This window comes from Candidatus Methylomirabilota bacterium (assembly GCA_036002485.1).
Lineage (GTDB): Bacteria > Methylomirabilota > Methylomirabilia > Rokubacteriales > CSP1-6 > AR37.
In genome coordinates this window covers 1-17,971 of sequence record DASYTI010000221.1, presented here as the reverse complement: position 1 = coordinate 17,971, position 17,971 = coordinate 1, and the positions used below count along the sequence as shown (strand labels likewise).

General features: G+C 66.0%; 18 protein-coding genes. 8 read left to right on the top strand and 10 right to left on the bottom strand.

From position 1 onward, the window contains the following. Positions 1–3: 3 nt before the first annotated feature. Together VGT00_19725 and VGT00_19720 are read right to left on the bottom strand one after the other, a co-directional pair. Positions 4–858 (bottom strand): amino acid ABC transporter substrate-binding protein, encoded by an 855-nt coding sequence (locus VGT00_19725; GenBank protein HEV8533661.1) that lies wholly within the window; start codon positions 856–858, stop codon positions 4–6. Between the two features lie 69 nt (positions 859–927). Further along, entirely contained in the window at positions 928–2,271 is a 1,344-nt protein-coding gene (locus tag VGT00_19720; GenBank protein HEV8533660.1) for an adenylate/guanylate cyclase domain-containing protein, read from the bottom strand. A 200-nt stretch (positions 2,272–2,471) separates the two neighbouring features. On the opposite strand from VGT00_19720, the gene VGT00_19715 reads away from it, so the two are divergent. Together VGT00_19715 and VGT00_19710 are read left to right on the top strand one after the other, a co-directional pair. Beyond that, entirely contained in the window at positions 2,472–4,181 is a 1,710-nt protein-coding gene (locus tag VGT00_19715) for a thiamine pyrophosphate-requiring protein (GenBank protein ID HEV8533659.1), read from the top strand. Further along, a complete protein-coding gene (locus VGT00_19710; protein ID HEV8533658.1) occupies positions 4,178–5,185 on the top strand; it encodes an NAD(P)-dependent oxidoreductase in 1,008 nt (335 codons plus the stop codon). Before VGT00_19715 ends, VGT00_19710 begins: the two co-directional genes overlap by 4 nt. A 20-nt stretch (positions 5,186–5,205) precedes the next feature. Here the strand turns inward: VGT00_19710 and VGT00_19705 are convergent, their stop codons facing one another. Both VGT00_19705 and VGT00_19700 read right to left on the bottom strand, forming a co-directional pair. Then, positions 5,206–5,922 carry a hypothetical protein gene (locus VGT00_19705; GenBank protein HEV8533657.1) on the bottom strand — a complete coding sequence of 239 codons (717 nt, stop codon included), beginning with the start codon at positions 5,920–5,922 and terminating at the stop codon, positions 5,206–5,208. 37 nt (positions 5,923–5,959) lie between these two features. Then, positions 5,960–7,141 carry a mandelate racemase/muconate lactonizing enzyme family protein gene (locus tag VGT00_19700; GenBank protein ID HEV8533656.1) on the bottom strand — a complete coding sequence of 394 codons (1,182 nt, stop codon included), beginning with the start codon at positions 7,139–7,141 and terminating at the stop codon, positions 5,960–5,962. 127 nt (positions 7,142–7,268) lie between these two features. Here VGT00_19700 and VGT00_19695 point away from each other — a divergent pair, with 127 nt between their 5' ends. The 3 genes from VGT00_19695 to VGT00_19685 all read left to right on the top strand — a co-directional run bounded on the left by VGT00_19695 (position 7,269) and on the right by VGT00_19685 (position 9,432). Beyond that, the gene (locus VGT00_19695; GenBank protein ID HEV8533655.1) at positions 7,269–7,436 is read left to right on the top strand and encodes a hypothetical protein; all 168 of its coding nucleotides are present in this window, start codon (positions 7,269–7,271) and stop codon (positions 7,434–7,436) included. Between the two features lie 182 nt (positions 7,437–7,618). Beyond that, positions 7,619–8,563 carry a Gfo/Idh/MocA family oxidoreductase gene (locus VGT00_19690; GenBank protein HEV8533654.1) on the top strand — a complete coding sequence of 315 codons (945 nt, stop codon included), beginning with the start codon at positions 7,619–7,621 and terminating at the stop codon, positions 8,561–8,563. Continuing rightward, entirely contained in the window at positions 8,560–9,432 is an 873-nt protein-coding gene (locus VGT00_19685) for a glycosyltransferase family A protein (GenBank protein ID HEV8533653.1), read from the top strand. Before VGT00_19690 ends, VGT00_19685 begins: the two co-directional genes overlap by 4 nt. Here VGT00_19685 and VGT00_19680 read toward each other — a convergent pair. Next, positions 9,374–9,910, bottom strand: a complete 537-nt coding sequence (locus tag VGT00_19680; protein ID HEV8533652.1) for a dTDP-4-dehydrorhamnose 3,5-epimerase family protein — start codon at positions 9,908–9,910, stop codon at positions 9,374–9,376. The two genes, VGT00_19685 and VGT00_19680, sit on opposite strands and share 59 nt — an antisense overlap. A 291-nt stretch (positions 9,911–10,201) precedes the next feature. On the opposite strand from VGT00_19680, the gene VGT00_19675 reads away from it, so the two are divergent. From VGT00_19675 to VGT00_19665, 3 genes are all read left to right on the top strand, one after another. Continuing rightward, the gene (locus VGT00_19675; GenBank protein HEV8533651.1) at positions 10,202–11,254 is read left to right on the top strand and encodes an aryldialkylphosphatase; all 1,053 of its coding nucleotides are present in this window, start codon (positions 10,202–10,204) and stop codon (positions 11,252–11,254) included. A gap of 39 nt (positions 11,255–11,293) precedes the next feature. Beyond that, positions 11,294–11,821 carry a histidine phosphatase family protein gene (locus tag VGT00_19670; GenBank protein HEV8533650.1) on the top strand — a complete coding sequence of 176 codons (528 nt, stop codon included), beginning with the start codon at positions 11,294–11,296 and terminating at the stop codon, positions 11,819–11,821. 98 nt (positions 11,822–11,919) lie between these two features. Continuing rightward, a complete protein-coding gene (locus VGT00_19665; GenBank protein ID HEV8533649.1) occupies positions 11,920–13,515 on the top strand; it encodes a lipopolysaccharide biosynthesis protein in 1,596 nt (531 codons plus the stop codon). A gap of 43 nt (positions 13,516–13,558) precedes the next feature. Here VGT00_19665 and VGT00_19660 read toward each other — a convergent pair whose 3' ends face one another. The 5 genes from VGT00_19660 to VGT00_19640 all read right to left on the bottom strand — a co-directional run bounded on the left by VGT00_19660 (position 13,559) and on the right by VGT00_19640 (position 17,813). Next, positions 13,559–14,566, bottom strand: coding sequence for an ABC transporter substrate-binding protein (locus tag VGT00_19660; protein HEV8533648.1), 1,008 nt, complete (start codon positions 14,564–14,566; stop codon positions 13,559–13,561). Positions 14,567–14,694: 128 nt separating this feature from the next. After that, positions 14,695–15,504: an ABC transporter permease gene (locus VGT00_19655; GenBank protein ID HEV8533647.1), complete on the bottom strand. Its 810-nt coding sequence runs from the start codon at positions 15,502–15,504 to the stop codon at positions 14,695–14,697. Continuing rightward, on the bottom strand, positions 15,452–16,240 hold the full coding sequence (locus VGT00_19650) for an ABC transporter ATP-binding protein (protein ID HEV8533646.1): 789 nt from the start codon (positions 16,238–16,240) through the stop codon (positions 15,452–15,454). The genes VGT00_19655 and VGT00_19650 overlap by 53 nt, the downstream gene beginning before the upstream one ends. Positions 16,241–16,248: 8 nt before the next feature. Then, positions 16,249–17,406, bottom strand: coding sequence for a CoA transferase (locus tag VGT00_19645; protein HEV8533645.1), 1,158 nt, complete (start codon positions 17,404–17,406; stop codon positions 16,249–16,251). Positions 17,407–17,408: 2 nt separating this feature from the next. Next, entirely contained in the window at positions 17,409–17,813 is a 405-nt protein-coding gene (locus tag VGT00_19640; GenBank protein HEV8533644.1) for a carboxymuconolactone decarboxylase family protein, read from the bottom strand. Positions 17,814–17,971: the final 158 nt, after the last annotated feature.

The following is a 17,971-nucleotide window of genomic DNA, read 5'->3' as shown; positions in this document are numbered from 1 at the left end:
CGGCTATTCCGGAACGCTCTGCAGCGCGAAGACGGCGGGGATCAGGCCTCCCTCGGGCATGGGCCCGAACCACTTCTCGTAGATGGGCACGACCTCGGCCGAGCGGTAGAGGCGCGCGAGCACCCGGTTGACGGCGAGACGGAAGGGCGAGTCATTGCGCCGCACCACGAAGGCATACGGCTCGTAGGAGAGGTAGTCGTCGAGGACGACAAGCTTTCCGGGATCTCGGGCGGTGGTCCGCAGCCCGGCCAGGATCACGCGGTCCGAGGCATAGGCGTCGATCTTGCCGTTCTCGAGCGCGATCAGGGCCTCGGGGTGGTCCTTGACCGCGAAGAGCGTGGCATCCGTGATGGAGAGCCGCTTGAGCGTCTCCCCGAGCACGCGCTCCGTGGTGGTGGTCGGGACGACCGCGATGCGTTTGCCCGCGAGGTGCACCGGACGCTTGATACCCGAGCTCTCGGTGACGAGCAGGCTCGCGCCATCGACAAAGGTCAGGTTGGTGAAGTCGACCTGGGTCTCCCGCGAGAGTGTGCGCGTGGTCGAGCCGCACTCGATGTCCACGCGCCCGCTCACCACGGCCGAGATGCGGGCGTCCGGGGGCAGCTTGACCCACTTGATCTCGAGCTTGGAGAGATTCAGATCCCGCTGGACGCCCGCGGCGATCTCCCGGCAGAGATCGATCGAGTAGCCGGCCGGCTTGCCGTCAGGTCCGAGAAAGGAGAAGGGCTTGGCCGCCTCGCTATAGCCGATGGCGATGGTGCCGGCGCGCCGGATCTTGAAGAGCGTGTCGGGGTCGGCGGCCGCGGCCTGCGCCGCGAGAAGCGGGATGATCAGCGCCGGGGCGAGGAGCCATGGCACGGCGAGCCTCCCGAGCAGTGCGGACCCGGACATCGCTCGCCATGGTATCACGCCGCGTTCGCCTGCCGGTTACTGTGGTGCGACAACCGCAAACAGCCGCCATTCTCCCGGCACGCCTTTCAAGACGTGGACGCCGCGGTCCTCGAATCGAATGCCTGAGCCCGCGACCAGGTCCTTGACGGTGCTCGAAACGAGCACCTCGTTGCTCCTCGCCTTTCCGGCGACGCGAGCGCCGATGTGGACGGCAAGGCCGCCGACCTTGTCTCCGATCACCTCGCACTCGCCGGTGTGCACACCGGCCCGAATCTCCAGGCCGAGTCTCCGGGCCGCCTCGCTCGTGGCGTGTGCGCACCGGATGGCCCGGGCGGGGCCATCGAAAGACGCGAAGAATCCATCGCCGGCCGTGTCGATCTCCCGACCTCGAAACCGGTTCAGCTCGCCTCGCGCCGTCGCATAGTATCGATCCAGCGTGTCGCGCCAACGACGATCTCCGAGCCTCGCAGCAAGCTCCGTCGATCCGACAATGTCAGTGAAGAGCACCGTCGCGAGGATGCGCTCGCTCTGGCTGCTCTCGCGCACCCCCGTGAGAAACTCCTGGATCTCCGCCAGCAGATGGTCGGCATTCTCCGAGAAGAAGAGATGATCTCGGCCAACCAGCTCGACATATTTCGCACCTTTGATCTCCGCCGCAAGATACCGGCCATGATCGGTCGTGGTAAAGGGATCGCCGGCCCGATGCAAGATGAGCGTGGGCACCGTGACGGCGGGGAGCACCGAGCGCGTATCCGTCTCGAATGCGCTCCTGAGCAGAGTTACCGCCGCTCCGGGGCTGGCCGCCAGTCGTTGATACCGCGCCCACCAACTCCTCATGGCCGCGTTATCCGCTTGGCTGGCCACGAGCGCTTCAAAGGCGACCCCCTTACCCCATTCAGCCTCGATCCCTCTGAGCAGACCCTCGGCCTCCTCGGGGCGGATGCCCCAAGGATAGTCGTGGGCCCACGCCAGTCTGGCGTACGAGTTCAGCAGAATCAGGGCGGTGGTCCGTTCCGGATGGGTGGCGGCGAACAAGATATTCAATGCGCCGGCTTCGGATGTGCCGAGGAGCGCCGACCGCGTGGAGCCCGCCGCGTCGAGCACGGCGCGAACATCATCCATCCTTTCCTCCAGGGTGGGGAGCTGATTCAACGGCACTGGATCAGACAGCCCCGTGCCACGCTTATCGAGCAGGATGAGACGGCTGAACGATGCGAGGCTCCGAAGAAAGCGCGACAAGCTTGGCTCTTCCCACAGGTGTTCGATGTGGGAGATCCACCCATGCACGAAGACGAGGTCGAAGGGACCGTTCCCGACCACCTGGTACGCGATATGGTAGTCCCCGCTTCGCGCGTATCTCGTTTCGGGAACCGTGTCCATTGAAGGGCCCTCCTCAATCCAGCCGGCCCGAGCTATTCGACCATGGAGCCCGGACCCCATAGTAGTCGAAGCGCGGAGACTATCGCGACATCGCGCCTGCAGCCGCGCAGCCACCCGAGGGGTCCTTGACCGTGCGGCGACCCGGGGCTACTCTCGTCTCGTTTTCTCCTCTCACCGATCCGAGACCACGGAGGCCAGCTATGGTGAAGCGAGCGGCAGTGGAGAGCACCGCGGAGGCCTACCTCGAGCTGCTCGCCGCGCGGGGCATCGAGTATCTCTTCGCCAACGCGGGCACGGACTTCGCGCCCCTCATCGAGGCCTATGCCAAGCGGGGCGCCCAGGGGCAGACGAGCCCGCGTCCCCTGACCATTCCGCACGAGACCCCGGCCGTGGCCATGGCCCACGGCTACACCATGGTCACGGGAAGGCCGCAAGCCGTCATGGTCCACGTCATCGTGGGCGCCGGCAATGCCGTGGGCGGCATCATCAATGCCGCGCGGTGCAACGTGCCGATGCTCTTCAGCGCCGGACGCAATCCCATCACGGAATACGGCTTCTCGGGCAGCCGTGACCGTCACATCCACTGGGCGCAGGAATCCTTCGACCAGGCCGCCATGGTCCGTGAGTTCGTGAAGTGGGACTACGAGCTCCGCGGCTTCGCGCAGCTCGAGACCGTAGTGGACCGCGCGCTGACGCTGAGCCAGGCCGAGCCGCAGGGGCCCGTGTACCTGACCCTGCCGCGCGAGGTGCTGGCCGAGCGGCACGAGACCTTCGAATACGCCGATCCGGCTCGCGCGGTGACGCCGGGCCCCGTGCTTCCCGCCCCCGAGGTGGTGGCGGAGGCCGCGCAGATCCTCGCCTCCGCCAGCAACCCGCTCATCATCGTGAAGGCGGCCGGGCGCGACTCGCGCGCCGTGCCCGCGCTCGTGGCCCTGGCGGAAGCGCTGGGCGCGCCCGTCTTCGACCAGGCCCACACCTATGTCAATTTCCCCCAGGACCATTCTCTCCACGGCGGCTTTGATCCCGCGCCGCATCTGGAAGAGGCGGATGCCATCCTCGTCGTCGAGTCGGACGTACCGTGGTTTCCCAACCTCAAGCGGCCCAGGCCCGAGGCCAAGATCATCCACCTCGGCATCGATCCGCTCTTCTCTCGCTACCCGATCCGCGGGTTCCCCACTGATCTGGCCCTGGCCGGCACCCCGCGTCTCACCCTTGCGGCCCTCGCCGACGCCGTGGCCTCCCGCGTCGATGCGGCAAGCCGGGCGAAGAGACGGACGCGCTGGGAAGCCGAGCACGCGCGCGGGCAGCAGGCGGCGGCCGCCCGCGCCAAGGCGGTGTCGGCTGACTCGCCCATCGACATGGCCTGGCTCTCGCGCTGCGTGGGCGATCTCGTGGACGACAAGAGCATGGTGGTCAATGAATACGATCTGGACGTGACCCAGTGCCGCTTCACGAGGCCCGGCAGCTACTTCGGGGCCCCGGCCTCGGGAGGGCTGGGCTGGGGGCTCGGGGCCGCGCTCGGGGCCAAGCTGGCCGCGCCCGACCACACGGTCATCTGCTGTGTCGGCGACGGCTCCTACATCTTCGGCGCGCCCACGGCCGCGCACTTCGTGGCCCGCGCCCACAACTTGCCCGTGCTCTTCGTCGTCTTCAACAACCAGACATGGAATGCCGTCAAGCGCGCGGTGCAGACCCATGCCAAGGACGGCTGGGCGGTCAAGACGGACTCCATGCCCCTCACCCGGCTGGAGCCCGCCCCCGACTACGAGATGATCTGCCGCGCCTCCGGCGGGCATGGCGAGCGGGTCGAGGATCCCGCCGACCTCGCGGCGGCGCTCCAGCGCGCCCTCCGCGTCGTCCGCGAGGAGAAGCGCCAGGCCCTGCTCAACGTGATCTGCAAGAAGCCATGAGAATCCTGGCCACGGGACAGAGCGGGACACCCGAGGAGCTCGAGGCGCTCCGCGAGGCCGGACACGAGGTGGTGATCGGGCGCCCGCTCGATCAGCCCGCACGCCAGGCTTATACCGAGGCCGAGCTCACCGAGGCCGCGCGGGATGTCGACATCATCCTCGCCTCTCACCTCGAGACCATCAGCCGCGGCGTCCTCGAATCATCCCCCCGGCTCCGTCTCGTCATCGTGCCCTTCATCGGCACCGACAAGATCGACGTGGCCGCGGCCTCCCGTCTCGGCATCCTCGTCGCCAATAGCCCCACCCCGGAGAATTTCATCTCGGTGGCCGAGGCGACCATCGGGCTCCTCCTGATGCTGCTCAAGCGCATCAAGCACAACGAGGCCAAGCTCCGCCGCGGCGAATGGGCGCAGCGCCAGGACCGCGGGGAATTCCTCTTCGGCAAGACGGTGGGGCTGGTCGGGCTCGGCCGCGTGGGCTCGCACGTGGCGCGACGGCTCGTCAACTGGGACGTGCGGCTCCTCGCCGCCGATCCCTACGTGCCCCAGCTCGTGGCCCAGGACCTGGGCGCCACCCTCGTGGACCTGACCACGCTGCTCGCCGAGTCCGATGTTGTCTCGCTCCACGCCTCGCTGACCGACGAGACGCGCGGTCTCATCGGCGAGAAGGAGCTCCGGCGGATGAAGCCGAGCGCATTGCTCATCAACACGGCGCGCGGCGAGATGATGGACGAGGAGGCGGTGGCGCGGGCCCTCGATGAAGGCTGGATCGCCGGGGCCGCCGTCGACGCCTTCATCAAGGAGCCGCTGCAGCCCTCGAGCTCGCTGCGCAACGTGGATCCCGAGCGGCTCATCCTCACCCCGCACAATGTGAGCCACAGCGAAGCGGGCCGCCGAGCCAATCTCCGGCTCGCCCTCGAGCAGATCCTGGCCGCCGGGCGCGGCGAGCCGCCCGCCTGCTGCGTCAACCCCGAGGCGATTGCCGGCTGGAGGATCTCGCGATGAGCCCGTCCGCTTTCTCCGTGCTAGCGTTTCGAGACGATCCGCGGTGAGGGCTGGCCCACGTGGATGTGCGCCCCCGAGGCCGCGCCGGAGACGGCGCCCCAGGAGGCGATGAAGGGAATGCCGGCCGCCCGCAGGTAGTCCATGACCGCCCGGCCCTCGATGCTGTCCGGGTGGAGGGCGATGTCGAGCGCGTCGCGGTGGTCGAAGCCCATGCGGTCGTGCAGCGGCGTCTGGCCGTAGGCGCTCACGGGCAGTGGATGGTGGAAGCGCGCGGTGAAGAACTCCTGGAGCTTGGCCGTGCCGGCCTTGAGCGACCAGGCCGCCGCCCCATTGAAGCGGATCAACACCGCCGTCTGCTCGAACGCGCCCTTCCTGAGCGGCGAGAGACCCGCCAGGGTCCGGGCCGTGGTTGCCTCGGCGATGGCATGGTCGACGGCGGCAATCTCCCGTCGGGTACCGTCGATTTTCTGCTGGGCCGTCGTCACGGCGTTCTCGGCCTCTTCGAGCTCGCGGCGGGAGACGATTCCTCGAGTATAGAATTCCTGTCGCTGATCGCGCCGCTCTATCGCTTTGGGGAGATTCTTCTCGTAGATTGCCAGCAGCGTCTCGAGGCTTGCCCGGTACTCCTTGAGCGCCACCACGATGTCCGCCGCGCGCTGCCTGAGCTCGGCGGAGGTCAAGGGGACGTCCGCGGCAAGGGTAGCCGCCGGAATCAGGACCAGCAGGAGGCAGGCCACGGCCCGGAGAACGGGATCCCGCCTGGAGGTCACCGCGCTAACGGGCGGTCCGGGGCGGATGGGCCCGCACGACCTCTTCGTTGATCTCGGTGCCCCAGCCCGGACCCGTGGGCAGGTTGAGGAGGCCGTCCTTGATGTCGGGCTTCACGGTGACGAGCTCGTCGTGCCAGGGGACCTGATCCGGGTCGGTCTCCATGATGCGCAGGTTGGGCACCACGGCGCAGAAGTGCCCGCTCATCATGGTGGCGAGCGGCCCATAGAAATTGTGCGGGGCCACGTTGATCTCGTACACGTCCGCCATGTTGGCGATCTTGACCGATTCCCCCACCCCGTTCCACGGTGTGTCGATGATGGCCACGTCCATGGAGTAGCTCTCGAAGTACGGGCGGTAGTCGCGGCGTCCGAACAGGCTCTCGCACGAGGCCACGGGCATGGGCGCGCGGCTCCGGATGTAGGCGAGCGCCTTCGGGTCTCGCGTGTCGATCTCGACCCAGAAGAGATCGAAGGGCTCCATGGCCCGGGCCATGGTGACAAAGCCCTCCGTCTTGTAGTTGAAGTTCAGGTCCACGAGGATCTCCATGTCCGGCCCCGCGCCCTCCCGGAAGGCGGCCAGCTGATCCCGGATGGCTCTCACCACGTGGCGGTCGGCGTTGAGCTCGGGAAACCCCTCGGCCGCGCGGGCAAAGCCCGGCGTGTACGTGCGTGGGTTGTCCCCCAGCAGCAGCACATTGGTCTTGAGCGCGGTATAGCCCTTGGCCACCACTTCCTTGCCGAGCTTGACCACGTCGTCGAGGGTGCGGACGGGCGGGATCTGGAGCTCCTTGGCGTTGCGCACGCGGTACGTCCCGCAGTGAGACCAGTAGAGGCGGATGTGGTCGCGCACAGGACCGCCGAAGAGCTCGTAGACGGGAATCCCGAGGGCGCGCGCCTTGATGTCCAGCAGCGCGTTCTCGATGGCGGCGATGCCCTGCTGGATCACGCCGCCCGAAGACTGCCGCCGGAGGGCATACATGGTCGTGACATGCGCCTCCCAGGCGCGCGGGTCCTTGCCGATGACCGTGGGGGCCAGGCGGTCGATCACCGCCGAGAGACCGGGACCCCCGAAGGCTTCGTTGTACTCGCTCCAGCCCACGAGTCCGGTATCGGTCGTGACCTTGAGGAAGTCGAAGTTGCGTGACCCGGCATCAGCGTGGAGCGATTCGACCTTGGCGATTTTCATCAGGGGTAGCCTCCGGACCCAGAGAGTAGCGGGGATACGCTCGATCGGCAAGCAGTCACGGCCGCACCCGAAACGTATCCAATGGTCGACGTTGACACACCGATCGAACCGAATAACAATCCGGACGATGATCATGGAGCACGGTTTCCTGGCCGCCAAGCTGGCCCGGGTGGGGCTTGAGGTCGTGGAGCTGGGGTATTTCGCCTACCGCATCTCGCGGGTCCTCGAGCGCGTCGAGGGGGTGGGCGCCGCCACCTACCTCGAAGTGCGCAAAGTCCTCGGTCAGTGCCACTGAGGGTCAGGTCTCACGATCCGACAGCTAGCCTGGTCGCCGGCGTCTAGCTGCGACTGGCTCTCCCTCGTCGATGCAGGAACGTAGATCTTCCCCGCCTAGCTACTGATACGGGCACCGTCGGCTCTTAGCCTCTCTCGAGCACCGCATCGCTTTCTGCGCGTTCAGACCGAGACGCTTTTGTTATGCTCGAACTGCTCATGAAGCCAAGACGCGTCATCGCGCTCATCGGATGTGGCCGCTGGGGCGTCCATATTTTGCGGGATCTCATTTCCCTGGACTGCGAGGTGCACGTCGCCGCCACTTCCACGGCGTCGCGCGAGCTCGCCATGGCAGGGGGCGCTGCCTCTTTCTGGGACCGTGTCGAAGACCTGCCCGCGGTGGGTGGCGCCGTCGTGGCCGTCCCGACCGTTTGGCACGGAGAGATCATCCGTCGCCTGATGCCGCGCCACATTCCCATCTTCGTCGAGAAACCGATGACGCCGGATGCCAAGGAGGCCAAGCAACTGGCGGCAGAGTTGCCCGATCGCCTCTTTGTCATGGACAAATGGCGCTATCACCCCGGCATCGAGGCATTGAGAGATATCGCGCATTCCGGAGAATTGGGACCGGTCATCGGTCTCAGTACCTGTCGGCTCGATTGGGGCAGCCCGCATGCCGATGTCGATGCCGTATGGATACTCGCCCCGCACGACCTATCCATCGCGCTCGAGATCCTGGGGCATATCCCGGAGCCGCGGGCGGCTGTCGCCGAATCCAGCTCTCACGGCCTTTGCTCTCTATCGGCAATTCTCGGATCGGATCCCTGGTTGCGCTTGGAGGTTTCGGAGCTCTATCCCAAGAAACGCCGCGAGGTCCGCCTTCACCTACGGGAGGGCACGGCCGTGCTTGCCGACGGATACGATAGGCATGTGGAGATCATGCGTCACGGTCCGGACGGCGCGCCGGTCATCGAGACGCGACCCGTCGGCGGCGACCTGCCGCTGTACCGAGAGCTGGAGGCATTTGTCGGTCATCTCGAAGGCGGCCCCGCCCCCAAGAGCAGCGCGGCCGAGGGCGCCGAAGTCGTGGAGGTCATCGACAGACTCCGGGCCATGGCCGACGCGGCATCGAAAACACATCATCCGTGAAGGCCACCGTCCTCATCCCCACCCATGACCACGGTCCGACGATACGCCATTCCGTCGTCAGCGCGCTGACGCAAACCGTGAAAGATATCGAAATTTTCATCGTCGGCGACGGCATGCCAGCCGCTGCCCGCGACGTCGTACGGTCCGTCGCGCAATTGGATCCCCGCATCCGCCTCTTTGAGAGTCCCAAAGCGCCGCGGCACGGCGAGATCCTGCGCCAAGAAGCCCTGCAAGAAGCCGTCGGGCAGATCGTGTGCTACCTATCTGACGACGACCTGTGGATGCCGGACCACGTGGAAACGATGCTCGCTCTGCTGGAAACCTGTGATTTCGCCAACGCGTTACCGCTGTACTGGGACCGGCGATCCGGGCTGGGGGCGTGGACGGTCGATCTGGAACAGGACTATTTCAGGCAGCTGATCCTGTCGGGCATCAACCGCATCCCACTCTCGTGCGCGGCGCATACGCTACACAGGTACCGCACCCTGCCATACGGATGGCGCACCACGCCCCCGGAAACCCCGACGGATCTCTACATGTGGCAGCAGTTCCTTGCCGATCCGGGCTGCCGAGCGAAGAGCGCGGTGCGACCCACCGTCCTGTGTTTTCCGGCACCGACACGCAAGGACATGACCACCACGGAAAGGGCCGAAGAACTGGAGGACCAACGCAGGCGCATCACCGGCGCGGATTTGACCACACAGGCCCTCGAGCGCTTCGTGCGAGAGTGCGCGCGAGTCGAGGCCACCCTGGGCGGCCTTACCCCTTCCGTGGAATTTCGCGCTGGCAAAAAGTTGTTGTCGCTTCCACTTATCGGGGGCTTGGCGCGATTCGCATACGAGCTTCGAGATCGCGCCTCATCGCGCTGAGCGTTCCCGCCGTGGTGTCTGCGTCAGACAGTGCCGGAGAATCGGTCGGCCACCTCAGCCCCAGCTCCGGATCATCCCAGCGGCAGCGCAGTTCGTCCAGCACGTCCCAGTAGCTGCTGACCGCGTAGACATACAGCGCGTCCGAGGGAACATAGAACCCGTGCGCCACGCCGTGCGGAATGTGAATCGCGGAAAGACGCTCCCCGTTCAGCTCGATCATCGACACGCAGCCATGGGTGGGAGAATCCCTGCGCAGGTCCTTGAGACCAAGGACCATGCGGTTCTCAAGAACAATCAGGTAGTCGTCATGCCGTGGATGTACGTGCACCCCTCTCAGCACGTTCTTTTGGGAGCGCACAAAATTCCACTGGACGGGTGCCGGGCCGTCTTGCCACTCCGCACGAAACAGCTCCGTCAGCTCACCCCGATGATCGGCGTGTGTCTTGAGCTCACGCCAGAGGACGCCATGCGGAAGCATGGGCTTCTCAGGAGCAACTAGAAGGCCATCAACACCAGGCCAATTATTCTGGCCACTTCTGGACGGACAACCATCCGGGATGGCAATATCGTAAAGCTGCCCGACAGGTTTGTAGAGATTGGACGCGCCCTTGCCTCCTAAATGCGGGGAGAGACTCGAATCGAAGGTTCGGAGACGAGAAAAGGGTAAGGCGTGCCGACAAATGGTCTGGCAGGAGTGTCAAGAAGATCGACGGGAGCATCGACGAGCGGGGCGGAGCCTAATCGCCCCGCCGGCGGAAAGGAATGACGAATGCCGAGTCCACTCTCGGAGCGGGTGCAGACAGTGCTGGGGTCGATCAGGGGGGACGAGATCGGCGTGACGCTGCCCCACGAGCACTTGCTCATCGACTTCGAGGTGATGTTCGTGGAGCCGACGGCGCCCAGGGACAAGGCGCGCTCGCGCGAGCCGGTCTGCCTTGCCAACCTCGGCTGGGTGCGCCAGAACTTCAACGCGAACCTCGACAACCTCCGCCTGGTGGACGAGCAGGTCGCCCAGGACGAGATCCTCCTCTTCAAGGATGCCGGCGGCCGGACGGTGGTGGATCCGACGCCGCGCAGCCTCGCCCGCGATCCGCTCGCCCTCGCTCGCATCGCCCGCGCCACCGGCCTCAACGTGGTCATGGGCGCCGGCTACTACGTCGCCGCCTCGCATCCGCCCCACATGGACAACCTGACCGTCGACGAGCTCGCCCGCGAGATGATCGCCGACATCACGGTGGGCGTCGGCGACACCGGCGTTCGCTCCGGGCTCATCGGCGAGATCGGCTGCACGTGGCCGTGGACCGCCAATGAGAAGAAGGTCGTGCGCGCCGCCGTCATCGCCCAGCGCGAGACAGGGGCGCCCCTCATGATCCACCCCGGGCGCAGTCCGCACGCGCCCATGGAGATCGCCAACTTCGTCGAGAAGGAGGGCGGCGACCTCCGGCGCACCATCATGTGCCACATCTGCCGGACCATCGCCGACATCCGCGCCGTGATCGACCTCGCCCAGAGCGGCCTCTGGCTCGAGTACGATCTCTTCGGGCTGGAGAACTCCTACTACCCGTACCACCCGGCTTTCGACATGCCGAACGACGGGGGGCGGATGGCCCACGTCCTGGCGCTGATCGAGGCGGGCCACCGTGATCGGATCCTCATGTCCCACGACATCGCCTACAAGACCTCGCTGGTGAAGTACGGGGGCTACGGATACCATCACCTTCTCGTCAACGTGGTGCCGCGCCTCCGGGCTAAAGGCCTGGACGACGCCGGGCTCCGGCGTCTCCTCGTGGAGAACCCCGCCCGCGCGTTCGCCTTCAGCTGACCGGGCCGTGGGAAGGAATGAATGTTCACGAGAAGCACGATGCGATCAGAGGACCGACGGGTTCAGTTGATTCTGTGGATCACGCTGGCTGGTCTCGTCAGCGGCTGCGCCGCCAGCCCGTTGCGCTCCAAGCCCGGCACCACGACCACCGTGATCCTGCTCCGCCATGCGGACCGCGACGAATCGACGGAGCTCAATGCCAAGGGCCGAGAACGCGCGCAGGCCCTGGTGGGGGCAGTGAGCGGTATGGGCATCACGGCGATTTACAGCCCGGACGTAACTCGCAATCTCGACACCGTCCGGCCCCTGGCCGCACATCTCGGCGTCGAGATCACGGTCACCCCGCGGGTCAGCGTCCTCGAGGCCAAGGACATCGCCAAGGAGATTCTGTCCAGGCACGCGGGCGGCGTCGTGGTGTACGTGGGCAACGTCACCGGCAATCTGTATGCGGTCTATCACCAGTTCGGCGGCACCGGCACCGCGCCGGAGGAGTACGGCGACCTCGCCATTCTGACCGTTCCCGATCAGGGCCCCGTCAATGTCGAGAGGCGGAGGTTCGGTCCATGATCGCGTTCACTGGAGCACGACGTGCCAAATCGTCGGACACTGGCGCAGGTCTTGCACGATCATCGCCAAGAATCTCGTTCAGGGTCGCTGTGTAAACAATGTTGACACCGCAGACGCCAAGTAAGCCTTCGCCGGCCCCCGCTCAGACGGGCCCGTTTGTCCCCGACGATGTGAATCTTCGAACCAGGGTCCTGATCGCCCTCCGGTGGACAATCCTGTCCAAATTCGTGGGACAGCTCATCTCCTGGACGATCACCCTTTACGTGATCCGCATTCTCTCCCCCGACGACTACGGCCTCATGGCCATGGCGAGCGTTCCCTTAGCCTTCTTTTATCTGCTCAATACGGCCGGGCTGGATGCCGTGCTCGTGCAGAGGCGAGACGTGAGCGAGCGCCTCCGTGCACAGATTTTCGGCCTGGTCATCGTGTTGAATCTTCTCTTCTTCTTCATCGCGCTCGGCGTCGCGCCCGGGATCGCCACTTTCTATGGCGAGCCGAGACTGACCGCCCTCATTCGGATCTTGAGCTTCCAGTTTGTCTTGCTGGCTTTTGAAACCCTTCCGCAGTCCCAACTAGAACGAGACATCAAGTTCGGGCGTCGATCGATTGTGGAGCTGGTGACGATCGTGGCCGGCAGCCTGATCGCCCTGACCCTGGCCCGCGCCGGCTTCGGCGTGTGGACCCTCGTGTGGGGGTCCCTGGCCACCACCGCCATACGCACGGCGGGCCTGAATTTCGCTCAACGCTCCCTGTGCTGGCCGCGCTTCTCGCTCGAGGGAATGAAAAGTGACCTGCGATTCGGATGGTCAGCCACCGTGGATCGTGCTTTGCGATTCACCTTGGCCGATTCCGATCGATTCATTGGCGGCAAGCTCTTCGGAAACATCTTGCTCGGGTACTATGCCGTCGCCAATGATCTCGCGTCGCTCCCCATCAACAAGCTCACGGGATTGATCAATTCCATCGCCCTCCCCGCGTTTGCCAAGACTCAGCTGAATCCCGCCGGAGCCGGCTCCTCCCTCTTGACGGTGACTCGGCTGATGAGTCTTCTCGCCTTCCCGTTCTTTCTCGGCATGTCAAGCATCGCTTCCGAACTCACGACGCTTCTCCTCGGGCCCAAGTGGCAAGCCGCGGCCGTGCCCTTGCAACTGCTGAGCCTCATCATGCCCCTGAGGATGTTGATGAACGCGTTTCAGCCCTTTCTGTGGGGCGTCGGCCGGCCGAACACCAGCGCCTCAACCTTCCTGATCGGGGCGCTGAGCATGCCCATCGCGTTTCTGGTTGGTGCGCAGTGGGGACCGGTGGGGCTCAGCCTCGCGTGGGCCCTCGTTTACCCGCTCGTCTTTCTCGCCTCCATCGCGTATGCCCAGTCCCTGACGGGAGTGCTCGTCACGGATATCTTGCGAACAATGGCGCGCCCGATCCTGGCCAGCTTGTTCATGTACACCCTGGTGTCCACGGCAAAGCACTATGCGGTGTTCGGCCAGAGCGGACGCGTCCTGCCTCTTGCGCAGCTGGTTCTCGTGGGCGCCGTCACCTACACCGGCGCCATGCTCGTCCTGGATCGCGAGGTGTGCCTTGATGCCTTCGATTTGCTCGGAGCATTCCTCGGCGGACGTCCCCCTGAGCCCGCTGAGGGTCAGGTCTCACAATCCAACATCTCCCCGGCCACCGGCGGCAAGCACGGACTCTAACGCTTCCGCCGCTGAGCAACACCGGTACCCGACGGCGTCGCCCTCACTGTAGTTTCAGGTCTTTCATCGCCTGCCGGACGAAGGTCATGTCGTAGGTGCTGGCCACGTCCACTTTCTGGCCCGGCTTGAACACGCCGAACGAATCGAGCGACTTCATGAGGACCTCGACGCCGCTCTGGCTCACCAGCCCGTTCGGCGCGTAGATCTCCCGGCTCGCCCGCAGCGACTCGATGTACTGGGCGCGGTCGCCCACGAGGTCGGCGGGAACGGCGGCGGCGATCTCCTCGGGCGACTTGGTCTGGATGAAGTGGCTCGCCTTCACGAGCGCCGTCACTACTTTCTGAACGAGATGGGGCCGCTTCTGGATGATGTCGGGCCGCGTGATGGCGCCGCTGAAAGTGTACTCGCCGCCCAGGATAGCCTGCGTCTCCTTGAGCGAGGAGAGATTGCCCATGGAGAAGGCCGTGCCCCTGGCGATCATCCGGCCAAAGAAGGGCTCGCCGGCCATCCCCGCCACGATCTTGTTACCCTCCAGCGCGGGCGGGAAAGTGCTGAGCCCCACGCCCAGCACCTTGACGTCCTTGGGATCGACCCCGTTCTGCTTCAGGATGTAGTCGAGTAGCACGTGCGAGGCGGCGCCGATCCCCGACACGCCGACGGGCTTGCCCCGGAGGTCGGCGATGGTCTTGATCTCGCCCTTGTGGGCGGTGGCCACCGCGAGCCCGAACCCCGGCAGCCGCGTGCTCGAGAAGACGTAGACCAGATCCTTGCCCTGGGCTTTGGCCTTGATGGCGTGCTCGAGCGCATTGGCCGCAAAGTCGGCGGAGCCGCCGATGAGGGCGGCAATCGACTTGGCCCCGCTCTCGAAGTTGAAGCCCTTCGGCTCGAGACCCTGCTCCTCGAAGTACTTCTGCCCGAGGGCCACGGACCAGGGCAGGTGCGCGAGCAGCCCGAGCTGCGAGTACGCAAAGGTGACGGGCTCCCCCGCCGACCCCGCCAGGGTCGGCAGCAGCAACACAAGCGCGAGCACGAGAGCGATCAGCGTTTTCATCGCGATGTTCCTTTCCGTTGTTGAGAACTCGAGCGACTGTTCAGATGCGCGCGGCCGCTTGCCCCCTCACCCTGCCCTCTCCCCCGATGGGGGAGAGGGATACTTTCGCGCGGCAGCAGCAGCCTGCATCACAAGGGTTTTTGCTTCCAGTGAGAGAACCGCTGCTCGAGCCAGCCGAGCGAGGCGTCCAGGACGGCCACGAAGGCCATGAGCACGATCAGTCCGGAGAGAACCATGTTCGAATTGAACAGGGACTCGCCGTACTGGACGATCCAGCCGATGCCGCGATCGGCCCCGAGGTACTCGCCCAGGATGGCCCCGATCACCGCGAATCCCACGCACGTGCGCAGGCTCGCGAAGATCCACGTGAGCGCCGAGGGGAAGAGCACGTGGCGCACGAGATCGCCGCGGCTGCCGCCCATGACCCGCACGTGGTTGATCAGGTTCACGTCAACTTCGCGAAGCCCGGCATAGGTGCTGAAGAAGATGATGAAGAAGACGAGGCTCACGACCATGGCGACCTTGGAGGCAAGCCCGATCCCGAGCCACACGATGAAGAGCGGGGCGAGGGCGATCCGCGGCATGGCATTGAAGACTACCATCAGCGGCTGGAAGAGCTCGGCGAGAAACGGCGAGAACGCGAAGAGCACGCCCACGAGCACTCCGCCCACGATCCCGAGGGCGAGACCGATGACCGCCTCCTGGATGGTGGCCCACAGATGGACGTAGATGAAGCCGCTGGCGATCCAGCCCCCGATGGTCCGCGAGATCTCGGAAGGCAGGCTCACGAAGTACGGATCGATGACGCGGGTCCGCGCGCCCACCTCCCAGCCCCCGAGGAGGATCACGAGCAGCACGAAACGGCTGGCCAGGCGGCGGGCCCGGTCAGAGCCGAGTCGAGCGCGCGTAGCTTTGCTGGACTTCATCTCGGAGGTCATTCCAGATCTGCTCGTAGAGCCGAGTGAACTCTTCCCGGAAGCGGATCTCGATGACATTGCGCGGCCGCGTGATGGGGATGGGATAGCTGGCCTTGATCTGTCCCGGCCCGGCCGTGAGCACGATCACCTCGTCGGAGAGCGCAATGGCCTCCTCGAGGTCGTGGGTGACGAAGAGCACCGTGTTGCGCGTCTCCGCCCAGAGGTCCAGCAGCTCGTTCTCCATCATGTTGCGCGTCTGGATGTCCAGCGCGCTGAAGGGCTCGTCCATGAGGAGGACGGCGGGCCCGTAGATCAGGGTGGTGGCCAGGGAGACGCGCTTGCGCATGCCGCCCGAGAGCTGGTGCGGGTAGTAGCCCTCGAACCCCGCCAGGCCCACGCGGTGCATCCACTCGACGGCCTTCGACCGGGCCTCCGCAGCGGGCCGGCCGCGGATCGTGAGGGGCAGCGCCACGTTCTGGAGCGCCGTCTTCCACGGCAAGAGGGCATCGCGCTGGAAGAGATAGCCGATGTCCGGCGGCACCCCGCCCGCCACGGGCCGGCTGCCGAGGACGACGCGCCCCTCGCTCAGGGGCACGAGCCCGGCGATCATCCCGAGCAGCGTGGTCTTGCCGCATCCCGACGGACCGACCAGGCTCACGAAGCGTCCGGGCGCGACGTTGAAGCTGACGTCGCGCACCGCGGTGAAATCACCGGTGGGCGTGTCGAAGGTCCTCGTCGCGTGATCCACGAGGATCAATCGACGTCTCAGCTCGTGGCGGGAGGCAGGTCGACGATGTCTTTGGTGTGCTCGCCCAGCGTGGGAGCGCGGCGGCGAACGGGAGGCCGCCGCCCGTCGAACGAGACGGGCAGACTCATCAGGTCGAGATCGAGCTCTGGGACATGCTGGAGCAATCCCAGCGCCGCCGTCTGCGGCTCGGCGAGCATCTCGCGGAGGTCCTGGATGGGCGCGCACGGCACGCCCGCCTCCTCGAGGATGTCGATCCACTCGCCCTTGGTGCGCGTGGTCAGGACGCGCTCCATCTCCACGATCAGCTCTTCGCGATTGGCGCGGCGCTGGGCATTCTTGGCGAAGCGCGCGTCGGTGGCCCACTCGGGATAGCCGAGGGCAGCCACGAGCTTCGCGAAGAGGCGGTCGTTGCCGGCGGCGATGACCACCGTCCCGTTCTTCGTCTGAAAGCCCTGGAAGGGCACGAGGCGCCGGGAGCCCGTCCGCTCGCGTGACGGCAGATCACCGGTGAACTTGTAGCCGGCGATGTGTCCGGTGAGCCAGCCCAGCGCCGTCTCGAAGAGCGAGGCGTCGACCACCCCGCCGCGGCCGGTACGCGCGCGCCGGTGGAGCGCGGCGAGCACGCCCATGGCCGCCCACATGCCCGTGCCGAGGTCCAGCACGGGCGCCCCGAAGCGCGACGGCGGATCTTCCTCGCCGCCATTCACGCTGAACAGCCCCGCGAAGGCCTGCACCATCGGCTCGTAGCCCGGGCGCAGCCGGCGCGGCCCGCCGTTTCCGAAGGCCCACAGGGAGCAGAAGATCAACCGAGGGTTGAGCTCGAGCAGCACGTCGGGGCCGAGCCCGAGCTCCTCGATGACGCCCGGGCGAAGATTCTGCACGAGCACGTCGGCGTGGGTCACGTACTCCTTGAGCCACGCGATGGCGCGCGGGTCTTTCAGGTCGAGGACGATCGAGCGCTTGTTCATGTTGACAGCGTGGAACGTCGCGCCGCCGCCCAGAGTGAAGGGCGGACCCCAGCCGCGCGCCTCGTCGCCCTCGGGGCGCTCGACCTTCACGACATCGGCGCCCATGTGGGCGAGGATCTCGCCGGCAAAGGGACCGGCGAGGGCCTGCGCGACCTCGACGACCTTGATGCCCTCGAGCGGCAACGACGAGCCGGTGGTCTCGCTCATGATCAGGTCTTCCCGAATGCCCCTTCCAGATCGAGCTTCATGAGAGCTTGCGCGCCGCTACTGAACGTCGGTCCCCCGCCCGGGACCGCGGCGGATTGGATGGCCTCGAGCAGCTCGCGCTTGGTCGCGCCGTGCGCGATGGCCCGGCGCATGTGGGCCACGACCCCTTCCTGCCGGCCGCGAAAGGCGAGGATTCCGATGATGACCATCTCGCGGTGCTTGACGGAGAGCTCCTTGCCTTCCCCGATCGACAGGTCGCTCAACGGCTGCCTGGCGCTGACATACTCGGGATCCTCCTTCGCGACCCAGTCCCAGAAAGGGTAGCCGTAGGGGCTTCCAGACTTCTTCGGCTTGCTGGTCGCCGCGGCGGCTCTCGAAGCTTTTGCGGGCGGACGGCGTGCGCTCATCGTTGTCTCCTCATTACTGGTAACTATGAACGGATCATTCCCATCGTACGGCCACCTCACCCTACCCTCTCCCCCGCGACGGGGGAGAGGGATGAGCTTCCTTCAAATCCCTCTCCCCCAATGGGGGAGAGGGCAGGGTGAGGGGGAGCAGTGCTCGC